Origin of the sequence: Bradyrhizobium symbiodeficiens, assembly GCF_002266465.3 — a bacterium.
GTDB classification, from domain to species: domain Bacteria; phylum Pseudomonadota; class Alphaproteobacteria; order Rhizobiales; family Xanthobacteraceae; genus Bradyrhizobium; species Bradyrhizobium symbiodeficiens.
The window spans coordinates 4,751,245-4,768,433 of record NZ_CP029427.2; the positions used below are offsets into that span (position 1 = coordinate 4,751,245).

At 63.9% G+C, this 17,189-nt stretch carries 15 protein-coding genes and 1 pseudogene; 8 read left to right on the forward strand and 8 right to left on the reverse strand.

Features of this window, described 5'->3' with window-relative positions; genetic code table 11:
* Nucleotides 1–96: 96 nt before the first annotated feature.
* Nucleotides 97–1,335, reverse strand: a complete 1,239-nt coding sequence (locus tag CIT39_RS22360) for an MFS transporter (protein ID WP_094972170.1) — start codon at nucleotides 1,333–1,335, stop codon at nucleotides 97–99.
* Between the two features lie 153 nt (nucleotides 1,336–1,488).
* On the opposite strand from CIT39_RS22360, the gene CIT39_RS22365 reads away from it, so the two are divergent.
* Entirely contained in the window at nucleotides 1,489–2,757 is a 1,269-nt protein-coding gene (locus tag CIT39_RS22365) for a NupC/NupG family nucleoside CNT transporter (RefSeq protein ID WP_094972171.1), read from the forward strand.
* A gap of 104 nt (nucleotides 2,758–2,861) precedes the next feature.
* Here CIT39_RS22365 and CIT39_RS22370 read toward each other — a convergent pair whose 3' ends face one another.
* The 3 genes from CIT39_RS22370 to CIT39_RS22380 all read right to left on the reverse strand — a co-directional run bounded on the left by CIT39_RS22370 (nucleotide 2,862) and on the right by CIT39_RS22380 (nucleotide 5,691).
* Nucleotides 2,862–4,079: a rhomboid family intramembrane serine protease gene (locus tag CIT39_RS22370; protein WP_244607432.1), complete on the reverse strand. Its 1,218-nt coding sequence runs from the start codon at nucleotides 4,077–4,079 to the stop codon at nucleotides 2,862–2,864.
* A gap of 351 nt (nucleotides 4,080–4,430) precedes the next feature.
* Nucleotides 4,431–4,853: an MgtC/SapB family protein gene (locus CIT39_RS22375; RefSeq protein ID WP_094972172.1), complete on the reverse strand. Its 423-nt coding sequence runs from the start codon at nucleotides 4,851–4,853 to the stop codon at nucleotides 4,431–4,433.
* 310 nt (nucleotides 4,854–5,163) lie between these two features.
* On the reverse strand, nucleotides 5,164–5,691 hold the full coding sequence (locus tag CIT39_RS22380; protein ID WP_094972173.1) for a cupin domain-containing protein: 528 nt from the start codon (nucleotides 5,689–5,691) through the stop codon (nucleotides 5,164–5,166).
* 221 nt (nucleotides 5,692–5,912) lie between these two features.
* Between CIT39_RS22380 and CIT39_RS22385 the strand changes: the two genes are divergently transcribed.
* On the forward strand, nucleotides 5,913–8,042 hold the full coding sequence (locus CIT39_RS22385) for an O-linked N-acetylglucosamine transferase, SPINDLY family protein (protein WP_094972174.1): 2,130 nt from the start codon (nucleotides 5,913–5,915) through the stop codon (nucleotides 8,040–8,042).
* Nucleotides 8,043–8,050: 8 nt separating this feature from the next.
* Here CIT39_RS22385 and CIT39_RS22390 read toward each other — a convergent pair whose 3' ends face one another.
* Nucleotides 8,051–8,338 (reverse strand): usg protein, encoded by a 288-nt coding sequence (locus CIT39_RS22390; protein ID WP_094972175.1) that lies wholly within the window; start codon nucleotides 8,336–8,338, stop codon nucleotides 8,051–8,053.
* Nucleotides 8,339–8,714: 376 nt separating this feature from the next.
* Here CIT39_RS22390 and CIT39_RS22395 point away from each other — a divergent pair, with 376 nt between their 5' ends.
* The 3 genes and pseudogenes from CIT39_RS22395 to CIT39_RS22405 all read left to right on the forward strand — a co-directional run.
* Nucleotides 8,715–9,029 (forward strand): co-chaperone GroES, encoded by a 315-nt coding sequence (locus tag CIT39_RS22395; RefSeq protein WP_008139213.1) that lies wholly within the window; start codon nucleotides 8,715–8,717, stop codon nucleotides 9,027–9,029.
* Nucleotides 9,030–9,073: 44 nt separating this feature from the next.
* Nucleotides 9,074–10,714 (forward strand): chaperonin GroEL, encoded by a 1,641-nt coding sequence (gene groL, locus CIT39_RS22400; protein WP_094972176.1) that lies wholly within the window; start codon nucleotides 9,074–9,076, stop codon nucleotides 10,712–10,714.
* Nucleotides 10,715–10,812: 98 nt separating this feature from the next.
* A pseudogene (locus CIT39_RS22405) lies at nucleotides 10,813–11,007 on the forward strand (GIY-YIG nuclease family protein); the annotation flags it as partial.
* 94 nt (nucleotides 11,008–11,101) lie between these two features.
* Here CIT39_RS22405 and lepB read toward each other — a convergent pair.
* Together lepB and CIT39_RS22415 are read right to left on the reverse strand one after the other, a co-directional pair.
* Entirely contained in the window at nucleotides 11,102–11,851 is a 750-nt protein-coding gene (lepB, locus tag CIT39_RS22410) for a signal peptidase I (RefSeq protein WP_094972177.1), read from the reverse strand.
* A 126-nt stretch (nucleotides 11,852–11,977) separates the two neighbouring features.
* A complete protein-coding gene (locus CIT39_RS22415; RefSeq protein ID WP_094972178.1) occupies nucleotides 11,978–12,817 on the reverse strand; it encodes a LysR family transcriptional regulator in 840 nt (279 codons plus the stop codon).
* Between the two features lie 129 nt (nucleotides 12,818–12,946).
* Here CIT39_RS22415 and CIT39_RS22420 point away from each other — a divergent pair, with 129 nt between their 5' ends.
* From CIT39_RS22420 to CIT39_RS22430, 3 genes are all read left to right on the forward strand, one after another.
* Entirely contained in the window at nucleotides 12,947–13,540 is a 594-nt protein-coding gene (locus tag CIT39_RS22420) for a cysteine hydrolase family protein (RefSeq protein ID WP_094972179.1), read from the forward strand.
* Between the two features lie 11 nt (nucleotides 13,541–13,551).
* Entirely contained in the window at nucleotides 13,552–14,181 is a 630-nt protein-coding gene (locus tag CIT39_RS22425) for a glutathione S-transferase family protein (RefSeq protein ID WP_094972180.1), read from the forward strand.
* A gap of 110 nt (nucleotides 14,182–14,291) precedes the next feature.
* Nucleotides 14,292–15,617 (forward strand): caspase family protein, encoded by a 1,326-nt coding sequence (locus CIT39_RS22430; RefSeq protein ID WP_094972181.1) that lies wholly within the window; start codon nucleotides 14,292–14,294, stop codon nucleotides 15,615–15,617.
* 29 nt (nucleotides 15,618–15,646) lie between these two features.
* Here the strand turns inward: CIT39_RS22430 and CIT39_RS22435 are convergent, their stop codons facing one another.
* Complete coding sequence (locus CIT39_RS22435) at nucleotides 15,647–16,738, reverse strand: DUF2778 domain-containing protein (protein ID WP_162308618.1); 1,092 nt, start codon at nucleotides 16,736–16,738, stop codon at nucleotides 15,647–15,649.
* Nucleotides 16,739–17,189: the final 451 nt, after the last annotated feature.

Genomic DNA, 17,189 nt, shown 5'->3' on the forward strand with positions numbered 1-17,189 from the left:
GCCTACGCCCGCGCGATCTCGTTGTTGGACTTCTGGGTCCCGGCTCTGCGCCGCAACGTTGGTGCGTTGCGGCTTGTCCGGGACACGATGCCTCCCCTACTCCAAGCTCTCCACTTTCCGCAGGCTCGGAAACAGCTTCATCCACAAGAGCGCCACCGCAACGGTGGCGACGCCGCCGAGCACGGCGGCCGGCATGGCGCCGAGCAGCGCAGCTGCTACCCCGCTCTCGAACTGGCCGAGCTGGTTCGAGGCGTTGATGAAGAGGAAGTTCACCGCGCCGACCCGGCCGCGCATCTCGTCGGGCGTGGACAGCTGCACCAGCGAGAAGCGGATCACGACGCTGATCGTATCGGCGGCGCCGAGCACGGCGAGCGACAGCACCGACAGCCACATCCAGGACGACAGCGCGAACACGATGGTGGCGAAACCGAACACGATCACGGCCTGGAACATGCGCAAGCCGACATGTCTGGAGATGGCGTGACGCGCCAGCACCATGGTCATCAGGAGCGCGCCGACTGCGGGCGCGGCACGCAGCACGCCGAGCCCGACCGGGCCGGTCTGCAGGATGTCGCGCGCATAGATCGGCAGCAGCGCGGTGACACCGCCGAACAGCACCGCAAACAGGTCCAGCGAGATGGTGCCGAGGATCGCCGGGTTGCTGCGGATGAAGCGGACCCCGGCGAAGATGTTGTCCGAGTCCGTTCCCTCCTTCGCGACGGCTTGCGGGCGCGGCCGGATGAAACCGGTCAGGATCATTCCAAAAATCCAGAACAACACCATCATGGCATAGGCCAGATGCGGAGCGACCGCATAGGCAAAGCCGCCGAGGGCGGGCCCCGTGATGGTCGCGACCTGCGCCGCGCCGCTGGAGACGGCGGTGGCGCGCTGCAGCGACCCTTGCGGCGCGATCAGCGGCAGCAGCGCCGCCGTGGTCGGGCTCTCGAACGCGCCGGCAATGCCGAGCACGAAGGTCGCGATGAAGATCTGCACCTCGCCGACCGCGCCGAGATAGGTGATGATTGCGAGATAGGCCGCGGTGGCGGCCTCAACGAGCTGGCAGAGCTGGACCACGCGCTTGCGCTCATAGCGGTCGGCGGCGTGGCCGGCGACGAACACCAGCAGCGCGGTGGGCAGGAACTGCACGAGGCCGACCATGCCGAGATCGAAGGCCGAACCGGTGAGATCATAGATCTGCCAGCCGATCGCGACCGCCGCGATCTGGCTGGAAAAGCGCGACAGGCTGCGCGAGAGCAGGAAGAACAGGAAGGCGCGATGGGTCAGGAGTTGGCCGGCGGTCACCGGCGGATTCACGACTGCTGGCTGCTCTGGCATCGCCTGTTAGGTCACCCCTGACCGTCGCTCCCTTGGATGTCTTCCGCGTGGCTGACGCAGACCGGCTTGTCAACAGCGGGACGGCCAACACCATTCCCGGCATTGCCTTTGCAGCGCAGGCGCGGCCATAATCATTGAGGGTTTGGGGACATCATGCTGCGCTTGCAATCGGCACTCGGCGTTTTCGCATTGCTGTTGATCGCCTTCACGCTTGCGGAGAACCGGCGCGCCGTGTCGCTGCGACAGGCGGCCATCGGCCTCGTCGCAACCTTCGTCACCGCGATCATGCTCCTGAAGCTGCCGGTCGTCGCGCACGCCTTCGGCACCATCAACCACGCTGTCGGTGCGATTTCCGCGGCCTCGCGCGCCGGCTCCGCCTTCGTGTTCGGCTATGTCGGCGGCGGCACGCTGCCTTTCGACGTCAAGGTGCCGGGCGCCGATTTCATCCTGGCATTCCAGGCGCTGCCGATCGTGCTCGTGATGAGCGTGCTGACGACGCTGCTGTTCTATTGGCGCGTGCTGCCGCCTGTCGTCCGCGGCATGGCCTGGCTGCTGGAGCGAACGCTCGGCGTCGGCGGCGCGGTTGGCCTCTCGACCGCCGCCAACATCTTTCTCGGCATGGTCGAGGCCCCGCTGTTCGTGCGGCCGTATCTGAAGCAGATGACCCGCAGCGAGTTGTTCCTGGTGATGACCGGCGGCATGGCGGGCATCGCCGGCACCGTGTTGGTGCTCTATGCGACGCTGCTGGCGCCCCTCATTCCCGATGCGGCCGCGCATTTCGTCATCGCCTCCGTGCTGGGCGCGCCGGCCGCGATCCTCGTCAGCCTGATCATGGTGCCCGAAACCTCCGACAGGCGCACCGGCGGCAAGCTGGAGGATCCCCGGGTCGCTAGCGATCCCGAGATGGAGGTCTCCAGCACGATGGACGCGATCGTGAAGGGCACCGGCGCAGGGATCGAGCTGCTCATCAACATCGTCGCGATGCTCTTGGTGTTGGTGGCCCTGGTCTATCTCGTCAACGCCATGCTCGGCATGCTGCCGAATGTCGGCGGCGCCGCGATCTCGCTGCAGCGCCTGCTTGGCCTCGTGATGGCGCCGGTGTGCTGGCTGATGGGACTGCCGTGGGATCAGGCGATCACCGCCGGCAGCCTGATGGGCACCAAGACGGTGCTCAACGAATTGATCGCCTATGTCGACTTCTCGAAGCTGCCGCCTGATACGCTCGACCCGCGCTCGCGCCTGATCATGCTCTACGCCATGTGCGGCTTCGCCAACTTCGCGAGCCTCGGCATCATGATCGGCGGCCTGGGCGTGATGGCGCCGGAACGGCGCAAGGAGATCAACGCGCTCGGGTTGAAGTCGATCGTGTCGGGGACGCTGACGACGTGCTTGATGGGCGCGGTGGTGGGGGTATTGGCTTGATGCCGTAGCCAAATGAGCGCAGCGATATCCGGGATCAGCTTCGCCGCGCAGAGACTTTCCCGGATGTTGCGGCGCTCATCCGGGCGACGAACCGGTCATTCCGGTCAACTGCACAATTTCGACTTCTGCAAGATGCGGCGCACCTCAGCCAGCTTGGCACGGCAGGGCTCGACCGCCATGGCCTTCGCCTCGCTCGTTCGTCCCTGCGCCCACAGTAACACCGCCATCAAGCCCTGCGCCCCGGAGCGCACCGGCGCACCCGCCACATCCGAAGCAGCGAGCGACAGGGCGGTTCGCGCCTCCGTCTCGGCGGCACTGAGGTTCGCTTGTTCCAGGAAGAAGACTGAACGGAACACGTGGGCCCGCGCATCTCGTGGGTAGCGGGTGACGAGATCGAACGACCGCCTGACCATCTCGTCAGCCTTCGCCGGCACTTCCGACGCACGGATATAATGCACGGCATCGGCCATGTAGGACGCATAATGGACGGCGGCGAAGCCGGCGCAGATCAGAGATCCGAGGGAGGCTGCAAGCAACGTCATGCTGGCGCTCCGCGGCAGGCTGTCATAGGACCAAAAGGCGAGCCACGGCGTGATCGCAAGCGCGGCGCCGGCCACCGCACCGCCCGCATGGGCATAATAGTTGACATTGCCCGAGGCACCGAAGGCCAACGGCAGCAATGCGGGCACACCGAAGAAGAGCGACGTCTTCAATCGCGATATGGTTTGATCGGCATCCGCTTCGGGATCGAAGCTCGCGACGAACAGTGCGGCGATGAGCCCGGTAATGGCGCCGGACGCGCCGACGCCCACCGTGCCGGGGCCATTGCCCAACAGAGAGCCGACCTCACCCGCCACTGCACTGGCGACGAAGATCAGCGCAAACCAGCCACGGCCGATCAGAGACTCCAACCTGACGCCGACGATGAACAATCCAACGCAGTTGCTGATGAGGTGCCACCCGCTGCCGTGCAGCAGCGGCGCAAGGCCAATCCTCCACCACTCTCCTCGTCCGACGACGAGATCATAACCGGAGGCGCCCTGAGCAATCAGCGAGCGGACATCAAGGTCGCCGTCCCGCGCAATGTCGATGGCCAGACTGCGTTGCAGGGCGAAGATCAGGAGCAGGCCAAAAATCAGGCCAATGGTGAGAAAAGGGATATCGGCCAGAAGCTTGTTATCGCCGAAAAGCGTCCCCTCACTGGGAAAGGGCCGAGCGGGGTCACGCACGATCTCCGGAGCGATCGGCGCGACGACGGGTTGAATCGACGCTCTTGAGGGCGGCGCCGCGACGCCACGTCGGCCAAAAGTGTTGGTCGCCATGAAAGCATTCCCGCGTTTTCACAGCTTTGAGTTGATGGGAGAGGTATTTTCGACTGGTTAGCGCCCGCGCTGCAGGGCAGCTTAAACCATCCGACTGGTAATTGCGCGGTTTCGCAGATCGGTTGCTTTTTAGCGATCGTGACGGGAACGCTGACGCGTGTTTGATAGGCGCGGTCGTTGGGGTGCTGTCGTAAGTCTCTCCGACGTCATTCCGGGGCGCGACGAAGTCGCGAGCTCCGGTGCGCACTGCGCAACTGAGAATCCATTTGGGCCGCGGGTGTATAACGGAAAATGGTTTCCGGGCTCGCGCCAAGCGGCGAGGAATGACGAGAGAGCCCGTAGCAGCCCCGATCAGAGGTCTCCCTCTTCCTTGGCCAGCGTCAGCAATCGAAGTGTCAGGAATGTGAACACCGCAATCGTCACCGCGACATCGTAGGCACCGAGCCCGACGGAGACGCCAATGGCACCGGTGGACCACAGGCTTGCGGCCGTGGCGGTGCCGTGTACCGAATTGCCCTGCTTTAGGATCGCGCCGCCGCCGATGAAGCCGATGCCGGTGATGAGGCCCTCGATCACCTTGGCCATGCCGTCGGGCGAATGCACCAGAAGACTTTCGCTCGCCTGCACGAAGCCGCAGCTTGCCAGCGCGACCAGTGGAAATGTGCGCAGGCCCGCGCTTCGCGCGCGCTTCTCGCGATCCCACCCGATCGGAACGGCAAGCGCAAACGAGGCCGCCAGCGCAACGACATGAACGCCGATGTTGAACCTGTCCAAAGCAAAACCCCGAAACGAAAGCCGCGATTAATATCAAGCCGGCTGCAACGCGGCTAAGCTGCTGATGGTTTCCTAACGGGCGAATTTGTCGCATGCGTCTTGCAGGGGCGCGTTTCGCGGGGAGGCGCGCAGCCTGGATTGGCGCAAGCGTAATCCAAGATGATCGCCTGCCAGATGCACTGTCCCGGATTGCGCTGCATCCGGGCTGCGAGCCGGTTCGCCATTGCAAGCGAAGCAATCCAGAAATGCGTCCGCAGAGATGGTCTGGATTGCATCGCTCGCAATGAAGGCGGAGAGAGACGAGACCGGCCTACGCCTTCAGCTCCACTGTCTTGAATTCCGCCGGCAGGATCACCTCCAGCAGTTCGACGTCGTCGGAATAATCCAGGATCATGTGCTTGATCTTCGGCGGCTGGGTCCAGGCGCTGCCTTCCTTCATCAAGGTCTCGCCCTGCCCGTCCATGTAGGTCTTCACCCAGCCCTTGAGCACGTAGACCATCTGGAAGTCGACGTCGTGAAAATGCAGTTTCGACACCTCGGCCGGATCGCAAGGACCTTGCAGACGGATCACGTGGGCTTGCGCGAGGCCGCGGCTGGCGTCGGCGATGCCGAGGTCGCGGTATTTCGCGTAAGCGCGCAGGCCATCGGCCTTGAAGTCCTCCTCGCGGTGATGGCTGATCGCGATGCGCTGCCTGGGGCGTGCGGGCTTCTTCGGCTCGGCAGCGCGAACCTTCGCCTTCACCGCCTTGCGTGCCGGGGATCGCGCTGCCGCCTTGACGCCGCTCCGCTTCTTCGCCGCGGTCTTCGTGGCGGGTCTTGATGTCTTTTGCTTGGCCATTGTCTGCCTCCCTGATCTGAGCCGGGCCCGCCGGACAGGCACAACCCGAGGGCAGACTATCCAGTCCCGGATCAGGCGGCAATTGCCGGGGCGCAGGTCCGGCAGCACGATGACCCAATCGGTCGTAGCTTGTCCGAAGCTGTCGTGGCGCGCGGCCATCGTCTCGTATTCGTTTTCCCGCTGAATTAATCTCGAAGGGGAGATTCTGGGGGAATGAATTCATGGGCAACAGCGTAGGTCAGCGTGCATTTCAAAATGCCCGGCTTCAGAAACGGCAAAAAGCCGAAATGCTGCCGCTGCTCGGGCACGCGCTCCAGCTCCACAAGATGGGGCTTCTCCCCGAGGCCCGGGCTGCCTATCGCCAAATCCTGCAGCTCGCGCCCAACCAATTCATGGCGCTGCACATGCTCGGCGCTCTGGAGTCCGATGCAAAGAACTATCAGCAAGCCGAAATCCTGCTGAGCCGAGCCGTCGCCGCGGATCCGCGATCTGCCGATGCTCATATGAGCCTGGGCATCGCGCTCAACGGGCTGCGGCGGCACGACGAGGCCTGCGCGAGCTATCGAAAGGCCCTCGCCTTGCGGCCCAACCACGCCGCAACCCTCTCCAATCTCGGTAACGCGAGCGTGGCCCTCGATCTTCACGAGGAGGCGCTCCACAGCTACGACAAGGCGATCGCACTGAACGCAAACCTTGCCGAAGCCCACAACGGCCGGGGTTGGGCGCTGTGCCGTCAGCGCAACTATGACGAGGCCCTCGCAAGCTTGAACCGCGCGTTGTCGATCAAGCCCGACTATGCCGCGGCGCTGGCGAACCGTGCCACTGCTCTACGGGAGCTTCAGCGATTTGACGAAGCGCTGGCAGACGGCAACCAGGCCATCACGCTCGCTCCCGATGACGCGAATGGCTGGCTCGCCCGGGCCAGTGTCCTACTCCAGATCCAGCAGATTGCCCAGGCATCGCACGATTGCGAGCAGGCGCTCGCGATTGATCCCGATTCCATTCAAGCTCACCTGGTGCTGGGCCTTTGCCTTGCCGGACTTGGCCGGGTCGACGAAGCCCTCGCCAGTTTCGACAGAGCCCTCGACATCCAGCCCGACCTCCAGAGCGCGATCTCCAACAAGATCTTCACGCTCGATTTTGCGGGGGACGCCACCGTCGAACGGCATCAGCAGGCGCGCCGGGTGTGGTGGGAGCGTGTCGGCGCGAAAATCGCTTCAGAGGCGATGGCACCGCATGACAACAGCCGCGATCCGGATCGCCGCCTGGTGCTCGGCTATGTCTCGTCGGATTTCAACGCGCATTCGGCCGCGTTGATTTTCAAGCCGGTCCTTCAACACCACGACCGCACGCAGTTCGAGGTCGTGTGCTACGCTTGTTCGTCGAAAGTGGACGCGACGACGAGCGAATTTCAGGGGATCGCGGATCGCTGGCGCGACGCCTCGCAATGGACCGAAGATCGCCTCGCCGCCGAGATCCGCGCCGACGGCATCGACATCCTGATTGATCTGTCCGGCCATACCAGAGGGAACCGTCTCGGCGTGTTTGCGCGCAAGCCGGCACCCATCCAGGTGCATGGCTGGGGTCACGGCACCGGCACCGGGCTGCCGACGATCGATTACCTGATCTCGGACCCGGTCGCGATTCCCTTCGAGGTTCGGCATCTGTTTGCCGAGACTGTGGTCGACCTGCCGTGCTTCGTCACGCTGGCATCGCTGCCGACCGAGATTCCGCGGGCGCCAACGCCGGCGATCTCGAACGGCTTCGTCACCTTCGGCGTCTTCAACCGCATCAGCAAGATTTCGGACGAGGCCGCGCAAGTCTGGTCCAGGATTCTCGAGCGGGTGCCGGGTTCGCGACTGCTGGTCAAGGATGTTGCGCTGGACGACCAGCTGGTCCGCGAGAACCTGCTGGCGCGGTTCGAGGCTTGCGGATTGCCGGCCGAACGCGTCGATCTGCTCGGCGCAACCTTGCGAAGCGACCATCTGGCATCGTTCAATCGCGTCGACATCTGCCTCGACCCCTTCCCGCAGAATGGCGGTGTCAGCACATGGGAAGCCTTGCAGATGGGCGTGCCGGTGGTGGCGAAGCTCGGCAACAGCCTGCCCAGCCGTGCTGCCGGCTCCATTCTCACGGCGCTTGGCCTGCCGGACTGGGTCACGGACAGCCGTGAGGCGTACATCGAGATCGCAACCAGCCGAGGTTCTGCGATCAGCGAGCTCGATCGGTTGCGCCGCGAATTGCCCGACAAGATCCGGACCGCAGCCGCCAGCAACCCGGTCTCATACGGGCGAGCGGTCGACGACGCCTATCGCGCGATGTGGAGACGCTATTGCGGCGCCGGAGCCTGATCGCCGTCTCAATGCAGCCGGAACACGCCATCCACGGCGCGCAACTCGGCCGGCTTGATCAGCTTGGAGTGCGCGACGGTGACTGAATGGAGGGGACCATCGAGCTTCTCCTGCCAGAAGGCCAGAAAATCCTTCAGGGCCGGGAATTTCGGAAACATGTCGTAGTTCTGCCAGATGTAGGTCTGAAGCAGCGAGGGATGATCCGGCATCCGATAGAGAATTTGCGCCGTCGTCAGCCCGTAACCCAGCACCTGTTTCCGGAAGTCGTCGGAAACAACCCCAACCCGCGAGACCATGCCAACCTCCTTTGCAGGAGCGCATTCAAAGGGTGGCTTGCCGGTACGCTGCTTACGAGTCACCCGGAGGAGATGCGCTCACATGAGAGAAATGTGACGCAAACTGACAACCCATCTCAAGCCCAAAAGTTTAACAAGCTGTTGAAATTCAATGCTTTAGCAGCAGATGCGGCTCCGTGCTAATATGGTCACAAAGCCCGGTTAACGATGGCTAAGGGATTTGGCAACCTGCTCTCTCGAGTGCTTATTTATCTGCTACAAGCCCTTGCTCCCGCAAAAATCCTGGCTTATCTGAGCAGTGCCTTGCTGGCACTCGCTAGCAGGGATTGCTAACAATCCAGAAACATCAACCCGAGCAATTGCTTAGGAGGACTGCATGAAATTCCGTCCGCTTCACGACCGCGTCGTGGTCAAGCGCATCGACGCAGAAGAGAAGACCGCTGGCGGCATCATCATTCCCGACACTGCCAAGGAAAAGCCTTCGCAGGGCGAAGTCGTCGCCGTCGGCCCTGGTGGCCGTGACGAAGCCGGCAAGCTGATCCCGATCGATCTGAAGGTCGGCGACCGCGTGCTGTTCGGCAAATGGTCCGGCACCGAGGTCAAGATCGACAATGTCGACCTGCTGATCATGAAGGAAAGCGACATCATGGGCGTCCTCGACGTCCCCGCTTCCAAGAAGAAGGCGGCCTAAGAGCCCCCTCTCTCACCCAGCCAAACACCTAAGGAAAAATCCAGATGGCAGCTAAAGAAGTCAAATTCGGCGTCGATGCACGCGACAAGATGCTGCGTGGCGTCGACATCCTCGCCAACGCCGTCAAGGTGACGCTCGGCCCGAAGGGCCGCAATGTCGTCCTCGACAAGTCGTTCGGCGCTCCCCGCATCACCAAGGACGGCGTCACCGTCGCCAAGGAGATCGAACTCGACGACAAGTTCGAGAACATGGGCGCGCAGATGGTGCGCGAAGTCGCCTCCAAGTCCGCTGACGCGGCCGGCGACGGCACCACCACCGCGACCGTGCTGGCGCAGGCGATCGTGCGCGAAGGCGCCAAGTCGGTTGCCGCCGGCATGAACCCGATGGACCTCAAGCGCGGTATCGATATGGCGGTGGAAGCCGTCGTTGCGGACCTCGTCAAGAACTCCAAGAAGGTTACCTCGAACGACGAGATCGCCCAGGTCGGCACCATCTCGGCCAACGGTGACGCGGAGATCGGCAAGTTCCTCGCCGACGCCATGAAGAAGGTCGGCAACGAGGGTGTCATCACCGTCGAGGAAGCCAAGTCGCTCGAGACCGAGCTCGACGTCGTCGAGGGCATGCAGTTCGACCGCGGCTACATCTCGCCCTACTTCGTCACCAACGCCGACAAGATGCGCGTTGAGATGGACGACGCCTACATCCTCATCAACGAGAAGAAGCTCTCCTCGCTGAACGAGCTGCTCCCGCTGCTCGAGGCCGTGGTACAGACCGGCAAGCCGCTGGTCATCGTCGCCGAGGACGTCGAAGGCGAAGCTCTCGCCACGCTCGTCGTGAACCGCCTCCGTGGCGGCCTGAAGGTCGCGGCCGTCAAGGCTCCGGGCTTCGGCGATCGCCGCAAGGCGATGCTGCAGGACATCGCGATCCTGACCGGTGGCCAGGCGATCTCGGAAGATCTCGGCATCAAGCTCGAGAACGTCACGCTCAACATGCTCGGTCGCGCCAAGAAGGTGATGATCGACAAGGAGAACACCACGATCGTCAACGGCGCCGGCAAGAAGGCCGACATCGAGGCACGCGTGGCCCAGATCAAGGCGCAGATCGAGGAAACCACCTCGGACTACGACCGTGAGAAGCTCCAGGAGCGTCTTGCCAAGCTCGCTGGCGGCGTCGCGGTGATCCGCGTCGGCGGCGCGACCGAGGTCGAGGTCAAGGAGCGCAAGGATCGCGTTGATGACGCGATGCATGCGACCCGCGCGGCTGTCGAAGAAGGTATCGTCCCGGGCGGCGGCGTCGCCCTGCTCCGTGCTTCCGAGCAGCTCAAGGGCCTGCGCACCAAGAACGACGACCAGAAGACCGGCGTCGAGATCGTGCGCAAGGCGCTCTCCGCGCCCGCTCGCCAGATCGCGATCAACGCCGGTGAAGACGGCTCCGTGATCGTCGGCAAGGTGCTCGAGAACAAGACCTACGCCTACGGCTTCGACTCCCAGACCGGCGAGTACGGCGATCTGGTCAAGAAGGGCATCATCGACCCGACCAAGGTGGTTCGCGCAGCGATCCAGAACGCAGCTTCGGTTGCGGCCCTGCTGATCACCACGGAAGCCATGGTCGCCGAGCTGCCCAAGAAGGGCGGCGCCGGCCCGGCAATGCCCCCCGGCGGCGGCATGGGCGGCATGGACTTCTAAGGTCCACGCACCCTCGAGACCTACGAAACCCCGGCAGCGATGCCGGGGTTTTTGTTTGAGGGGCGGTACACGCTAAGATGGTGGCAAGTTCGTCATTCCGGGGCGGCGCAAAGCGCGGATTCACGACGAAGTACGGCGTCGAGAAGCTCGTCTTGTTCGAGATCTACGACGATGCAGTTACCGCCATCGCCCGCGAGAAAGAACTCAAGAAGTGGCGCCGCGACTGGAAGACGCGGCTCATCGAGGAGCAGAACCCAAATTGGGATGATCTCTATCCTGGGATAGCCAATTAAGGCCTGTGGTTATGGATTCCGGGCTCGCGCCCAAAAGGGGCGCGCCCCGGAATGACGAGAGAATGGTGGGCGCGCCCCGGAATGACGGTGGCCTTCACTCCACCTTCCCAATCCGCTCGAAGCGCGGCTCGCCGTCTTCATCAAGCGACCAGAAGATGCGCGTCACCTTGCCGACGAGGTTGTCCATCGGCACGAAACCGAACGCCGACATCATGCGGCTGTCGGTGGAATTGTCGCGGTTGTCGCCGAGCACGAAGAAATGGCCCGGCGGCACCGTGAAGACATTGGTATTGTCGAGGTAACCGTTGTCGACGCAGTCGTGCGTCACGTAGCTCGCACCGTTCGGCAGCGTCTCGCGCCAGCGCTTGACCGTCGCGCCGTCGTCCACACCGCAGGCAGAACCGGCAAGCGTCTCCTTCAGTGCAACCCGCGTCACCGGCTTGTCGTTGAGGAAGAGCTGGCCCTGCCGCATCTGGATGCGGTCGCCGGGCAGGCCGACCACGCGCTTGACGTAGTCGGACGAATTGTCTTTCGCCGTCCGGAACACGACGATGTCCCCGTATTCCGGATTGGCAGCAAAGACGCGGCTCGAGATCCAGGACAACGCGAACGGGAGGGAATACCGGCCGTAGCCATAGGCATATTTCGCGGCGAAGACATAGTCGCCGACCATCAGCGTCGGCACCATCGAATTGGAGGGTATGCTGAACGGCTGGTACAGGACGAAGCGAAACAGGATCAGCGGGGACCACAGCACCGGGACCAGCAGGATCAGGATGAGAATCGCCTTCCATTCCCGCGCTTGCGCCCTCGACGGCCGGATCGTTTGCGAAAGAGTGGTCATGCACTTGCCCTGATCGAGACCTGTCGCGAGATTACACAACCTTCGCGCGCGTGCAATCTCCGCTCTGATCTTGGTCGCAGGTCGCGCAGACTGCGTTCAATGCGAAGGCCCGAACGTCGGCAAACGTCAGCCGCGCGAAAGCTCCTTGAAGCAGTGCCTCACCCAGTCGATCGTCACGCGTGTCGCGGGATCGCGCTTGAGGTGGTTCTGCACCAAGAGCCAGACGTCGCGGCGCCTCGGCAGCAGCGTCGCGCGCAGGCTGCGGTCGGCGAGCAGGCCTTCGCAGCTGTGCTCGGGCAGCACGCCGACGACTTGGTGCGACTGGATCATGGTCCTGATGATGCGGACATTGTCGGTGACGCAGCGCACGTTGGTCAGCCGCTTCGCTCGCAGGAATTGCTGCTCCGGAATCGTGTCGAGCTCGTCCGGATACACGCACGCGACCGGCTCGCCGCCGATGCGGTCGGCGGGCTCGAAGAAATACAGCCTGACATCGCCGAGCTTGGAGATGGTGAAGTCGCCCTTCTCCGGCTTGCGCAGGCGAATGGCGAGGTCGGCCTGCCAGCGCGAGAATTTGACGTTGCCGCTGGAGGTCAGGAATTGCAGGGTCAGGCCGGGATGATCGCGCAGGAAGCTGCTCGCGTGAGGCGCCAGCAGCTCTTCAGCCACCGCATTGGTCGAGGCGATGCGCAGGCGGCCGACCGGGCCGGACTGGCTCTCCTTGATGCGGTCGATCGCCGCGACATGGGCGGCCATCGCGCCGACATGCTCGAGCACCGCTTCACAATGGCGCGTCGGACGGCGCTGGCCATCCACGGCATCGAACAACGGCACGCCGAGATCGCGCTGGATGCGCGCGAGGCGGCGGCCGACGGTGGTCTCGTCGATGCGCAGCCGCGCGCTGGCGCCGGCATAGGTGCCCTCGTCCCTCACGGCAGCGATGATGCGCAGATCGTCCCAGTTCATGGCGGCGAGCCTAGCAGGGCTCGCTGTCCCCTGCAATTCTGCAGCCACAAGCTGCAATAGTCCTGCACAATGGCAGGCCCATGCTGCGCTAGTGTCGTGTCATCGATATGCCTGGAAGGCCTGACCAACATGATTGCTCCCAAGACCCTGCTCGAACTCTCCGGCGCCGATCTCAATCCGCCGAAGCTCAACGAGGCCTGCCTCGTGCTGATCGACCTTCAGAACGAATATTGCGCCGGCCCGCTGGCCCTGCCCGATGCGCAGCCCGCGATCGCCGCGGCGGCGCGCCTGCTCGCGCGGGCCCGGGAGAGCGGCGCTGCGATCATTCATGTCGCGCACAAGGGCCGCGCCGGCGGCCTGTTCGACCGCGAGGCCGCGCGCGGCGCGATCGTCGATCGCCTGACGCCGCTCGCAGGCGAGCCCGTAATCGAAAAAGCACTGCCGAACGCTTTTGCCGGCACCGATCTGCAAACCCGGCTTGCCGCGGCCGGATGCAAGAACATCGTACTCGCCGGCTTCATGACCCACATGTGCATCTCCTCGACCGCCCGTGCCGCGCTCGACCTCGGCCTGCGCACGACGATCGCGGCCGATGCCTGCGCGACCCGCGACCTGCCGGATGGCCGCGGCGGCACGCTGGATGCCCGGACGATCCACGAGGTCGCACTGGCGGAGCTGTCGGATCGCTTCGCGATCATCACGCAAGGCGAAGCGCTGGCCTGACGGAGCATCCGATGCTGCAACTCTATTTCTTTCCGATGGCCTGCTCGCTCTCGAGCCGCATCGCGCTGATGGAGGCCGGTATCGAGGCGCAGTATCACCTCGCCCACATCTGGACCAAGCAGGTCGTGGACGACGGAAGCGATTTCCGCGGCGTGTCGCCGAAGGGCGCGGTGCCGGTTCTGATGCTGGAGAGCGGCGAACGGCTGACCGAGAGCGCGGCAGTGCTGCAATACATCGCAGATTTGAATCCGAAGGCGGGCCTTGCGCCGGCGTTCGGCGATCCCGATCGCTATCGCCTGCAGGAATGGCTGAGCTTCGTCGGCGCCGAGATCCACAAGGCGTTCCTGTTTCCGACCTTCTGGTACAAGGACGACGGCTCGCTCGCCAAGCCGCGTGCGAGGATCACACAGACCTTGGCGGTGCCGGCAGCGCATCTGGCGGAGCGCGAATTCCTCGTCGGTGACAGCTTTACCGTCGCGGATGCGCATCTCACCTGGGCCTTGCTGCTGCTCCGTCCCGCGGGCGTCGACATCGCGCAATGGCCGTCTCTGTCGGCCTATCTCGCGCGCATGCAGGCGCGGCCAGCCGTGCGGCAGGCGGTCGCAACGGAGATGGCGCTGCGCAAAACCCTCGCGGCGTGACAAGGATGCCACGGCTGCCAAATTTAGAGGCGCGATCGCGAGGGCATTGAAGTCGGCGCGGCATGCGCTAATCTGACGGGATATTTTTCAATTTTTCCCGGACGGCTTTCATGCGCTTCTTTTTTAAAAGTCACCTGCCCGGATTCTGTTTGGCTCTCCTCGCCTATTGGCTTGGCCTTGATTCCGTCTTTGCGGACACGCGGGTCGCGCTGGTGATCGGTAACGGCGCCTATACCTCCACGGCTCAACTTCCCAATCCGTCACACGACGCCGAGGACGTCGCAAGCTCGCTCAAGCGCAGCGGTTTCGAGGTGATCCAGGGCATCGACCTGCGCCAGGCCGACATGCAGGACCTGACCATCCGCTTCGCGCGCGCCGCGAGCAGAGCTGACGTCGCCATATTCTATTACAGCGGCCATGCCATGCAGTACAACGGCGTGAATTATCTGATGCCTGTCGACGCCATGCTGACCGATGAGGCCGACCTCAAGCGCTTCGTGCGGGTCGACGACATCGTGAACGATCTGCAGCAGGCCAAGAACCTGCGCATCCTCGTGCTCGATTCCTGCCGCGACAATCCGCTGGCGGAAACTCTCAAACGTTCTGCGACGCGGGCCGCCTCGGTCGGGCGTGGCCTGTCGAGGGTCGAGGCGCCGCGCGGCACCATCGTGTCGTTCTCGACGCAATCTGGCCAGGTCGCAGCCGACGGCGCCGGCCGCAACAGCCCGTACACGACGGCGTTCCTGAAACACATCGAGGAGCCGCAGGAAATCGGCGACGTCTTTCGCGACATCAGCAGCGACGTCTACGACGCGAGCGGCAAAACGCAGCTTCCGGAGCTGTCGCTGTCGATCATCGGCAAGTTCTACCTGAACGGACCGGTGTCGGTGACCGTCGCGCCGGCCGCGCCGCGGGCCGACCCTTGCGCGGCCGCGGAGGCGCATTGGAAGGCCGCGGACGGCATCGGCACCGTCGGCGCCTTCGAGGATCATCTGGCGCGATTTTCGAATTGCAGTTTTGCCAGTCTCGCCAGGGCGCGGATGGATGGCCTCAAGCAGAAGGTGGCAGCGGCCCCTGCGGCCGGCGAAAGCAGGACCTTTGACGGCAAGTGGGACGTGACCGTGAGCTGTGCCAGCTCCGGCAAGGCCATGGGCTATACCCGAGCCTTGTCGGCCACCATCGCCAATGGCCTATTTCATGCGGAGGATCGGGACCCGCGGACGAACAGCACGCTCGCGATCGATGGACAAATAGGAGCGGACGGGAAAACCACGCTGAGCGCGCGAGGCCTCACGGGTCCAAGCGCCTATACCGTCAACAACAGCGCTCCCGGCTCACCCTATGGCTACACGATCGACGCGCAGTTCGAGCGGAGCCGCGGCAGTGGCAAACGCAACGAATTGCGTCCGTGCAGTTTCACTTTCGTCAAGCGGTAGCCGGGCGCGCTTTGCGCCGCGCACCGGCCTCACTCCACCCGCGCCAGCACCGCGAGCTTGCGGATGCCCTTGTTGCGGTAGGCGTCGAGGAACGCGTAGTAATCCTTGAACGACACGCAGCCGTTGGAATCGCCGTTCGGCCCGAGCATGAAGGTGTGGGCAAGCAGGCCGTCGCGGCCGTAGATCGCGCTCTCGCCGCCGACCGGGGTCAGGCGCAACGCGGGCACACCGTGGAACAGCGCTTCACGCGGCTTCAGCGTGTAGATGTGCGGCGGCGTCACGCCGCGCATGCGCGTGCGCTGGGAGCGCGGATCGTCGAGATTGGAGCCGAGGCCGGAATGCGCTTCGAGCTTGGTGCCGTCGGGCAGATACACCGTCTTGGCAGTGATATCGTAGACCGCGGTGTCCCGCTCGTAGGGCGGCGCACCGCCGAACATCGGGTTCTGCTCCTTCGGCGCGATGGACGCGGTCACGCTGGCATCGGCCGAGGCATAGGCCAGCAGCCCGCCTGACGGCTCGCGCTTGCCCCAGAGTTTTTCGACCATCGACTGGCGCGGACCGGTGATCGACATCACCGCTGCCTTGGCGCGATCGGCGAACGACTTCTTGGCTTCGGGCGCCGGCACGATCTGCGCCGGATCGGCCGAGGCCAGCTGCATCTGGGCATCCGGAGTGCGCTTGGACTTGTCGGCAGCCTTGTCAGTCGCCTTCTCGGCCATCTTGGCCGGGGCCGACGGCTTCAGCGCTTCCGCGACCCTCGCGATCACGCTCTGCTTCGGCGCGTCTTTAGCCACGGCAACCTGGGTTGCCGGCGCCGCGCTGGCGGCGTTCGATGCCACGCCTTGGGTCGCAGCCGCAGCAAAGCGCTCGTTGAACATCTCACGCGAGATCGGGGCGGCGACCTGCAACCGGTCGGGCAGGAGCGCAAAAGCGTCCTTGATAGCGTCGCCGGCCTCGCGCAGCGCGACCTTGGGCGCACGCTTGAGCACCGGCGCGTCATAGCCGGTGCTGCCGACGGTCGGATAGACGCTCGCGCCAAAGACGTTGCTGTAGATGGTCCAGCCGGCGCCCATCACGACGCAGCCGACGGCCGCGGCGCCGAGCCAATTGGTCGTTGTCATTTTCCGGGAAGAATTCCGAAGAGAATTCTTAGACTTCCGTGCCGCGTTACTCTGCGCAGCGATACTCGTACTCATTCGCCTTGCGTCCAGGACGGTGTCACTCAGTCCCCCTTCAAAGTGCCGCTGGTCACGATCCGGGAACAGCATTTCGCAGAGGGTCGGAGCGTCATTAAGGCGACTTTTAGTTAAATGCGGATTAAGTTCGGGCAGATGTGGGGCAACTCCCCAAGTCGTCCCATTTCGAGAAAAAAGCCCGCGGAACTACGGACTTAGTCGGGTCTGTTAACTATAATTCTCGGCAGGATCGGCGCAGCGAGCAGGCTCCTCCGGTCACCTCTCCAAGGCCACCCAACCAAGTCGTTTTCGTGGCCTTCGACACCTGGAAGATAGCGGGGAAGCGTTGCGCGAGGCTGGTGCATTGCCCTTCCCAACAGCGCGAGTGACACAAGCG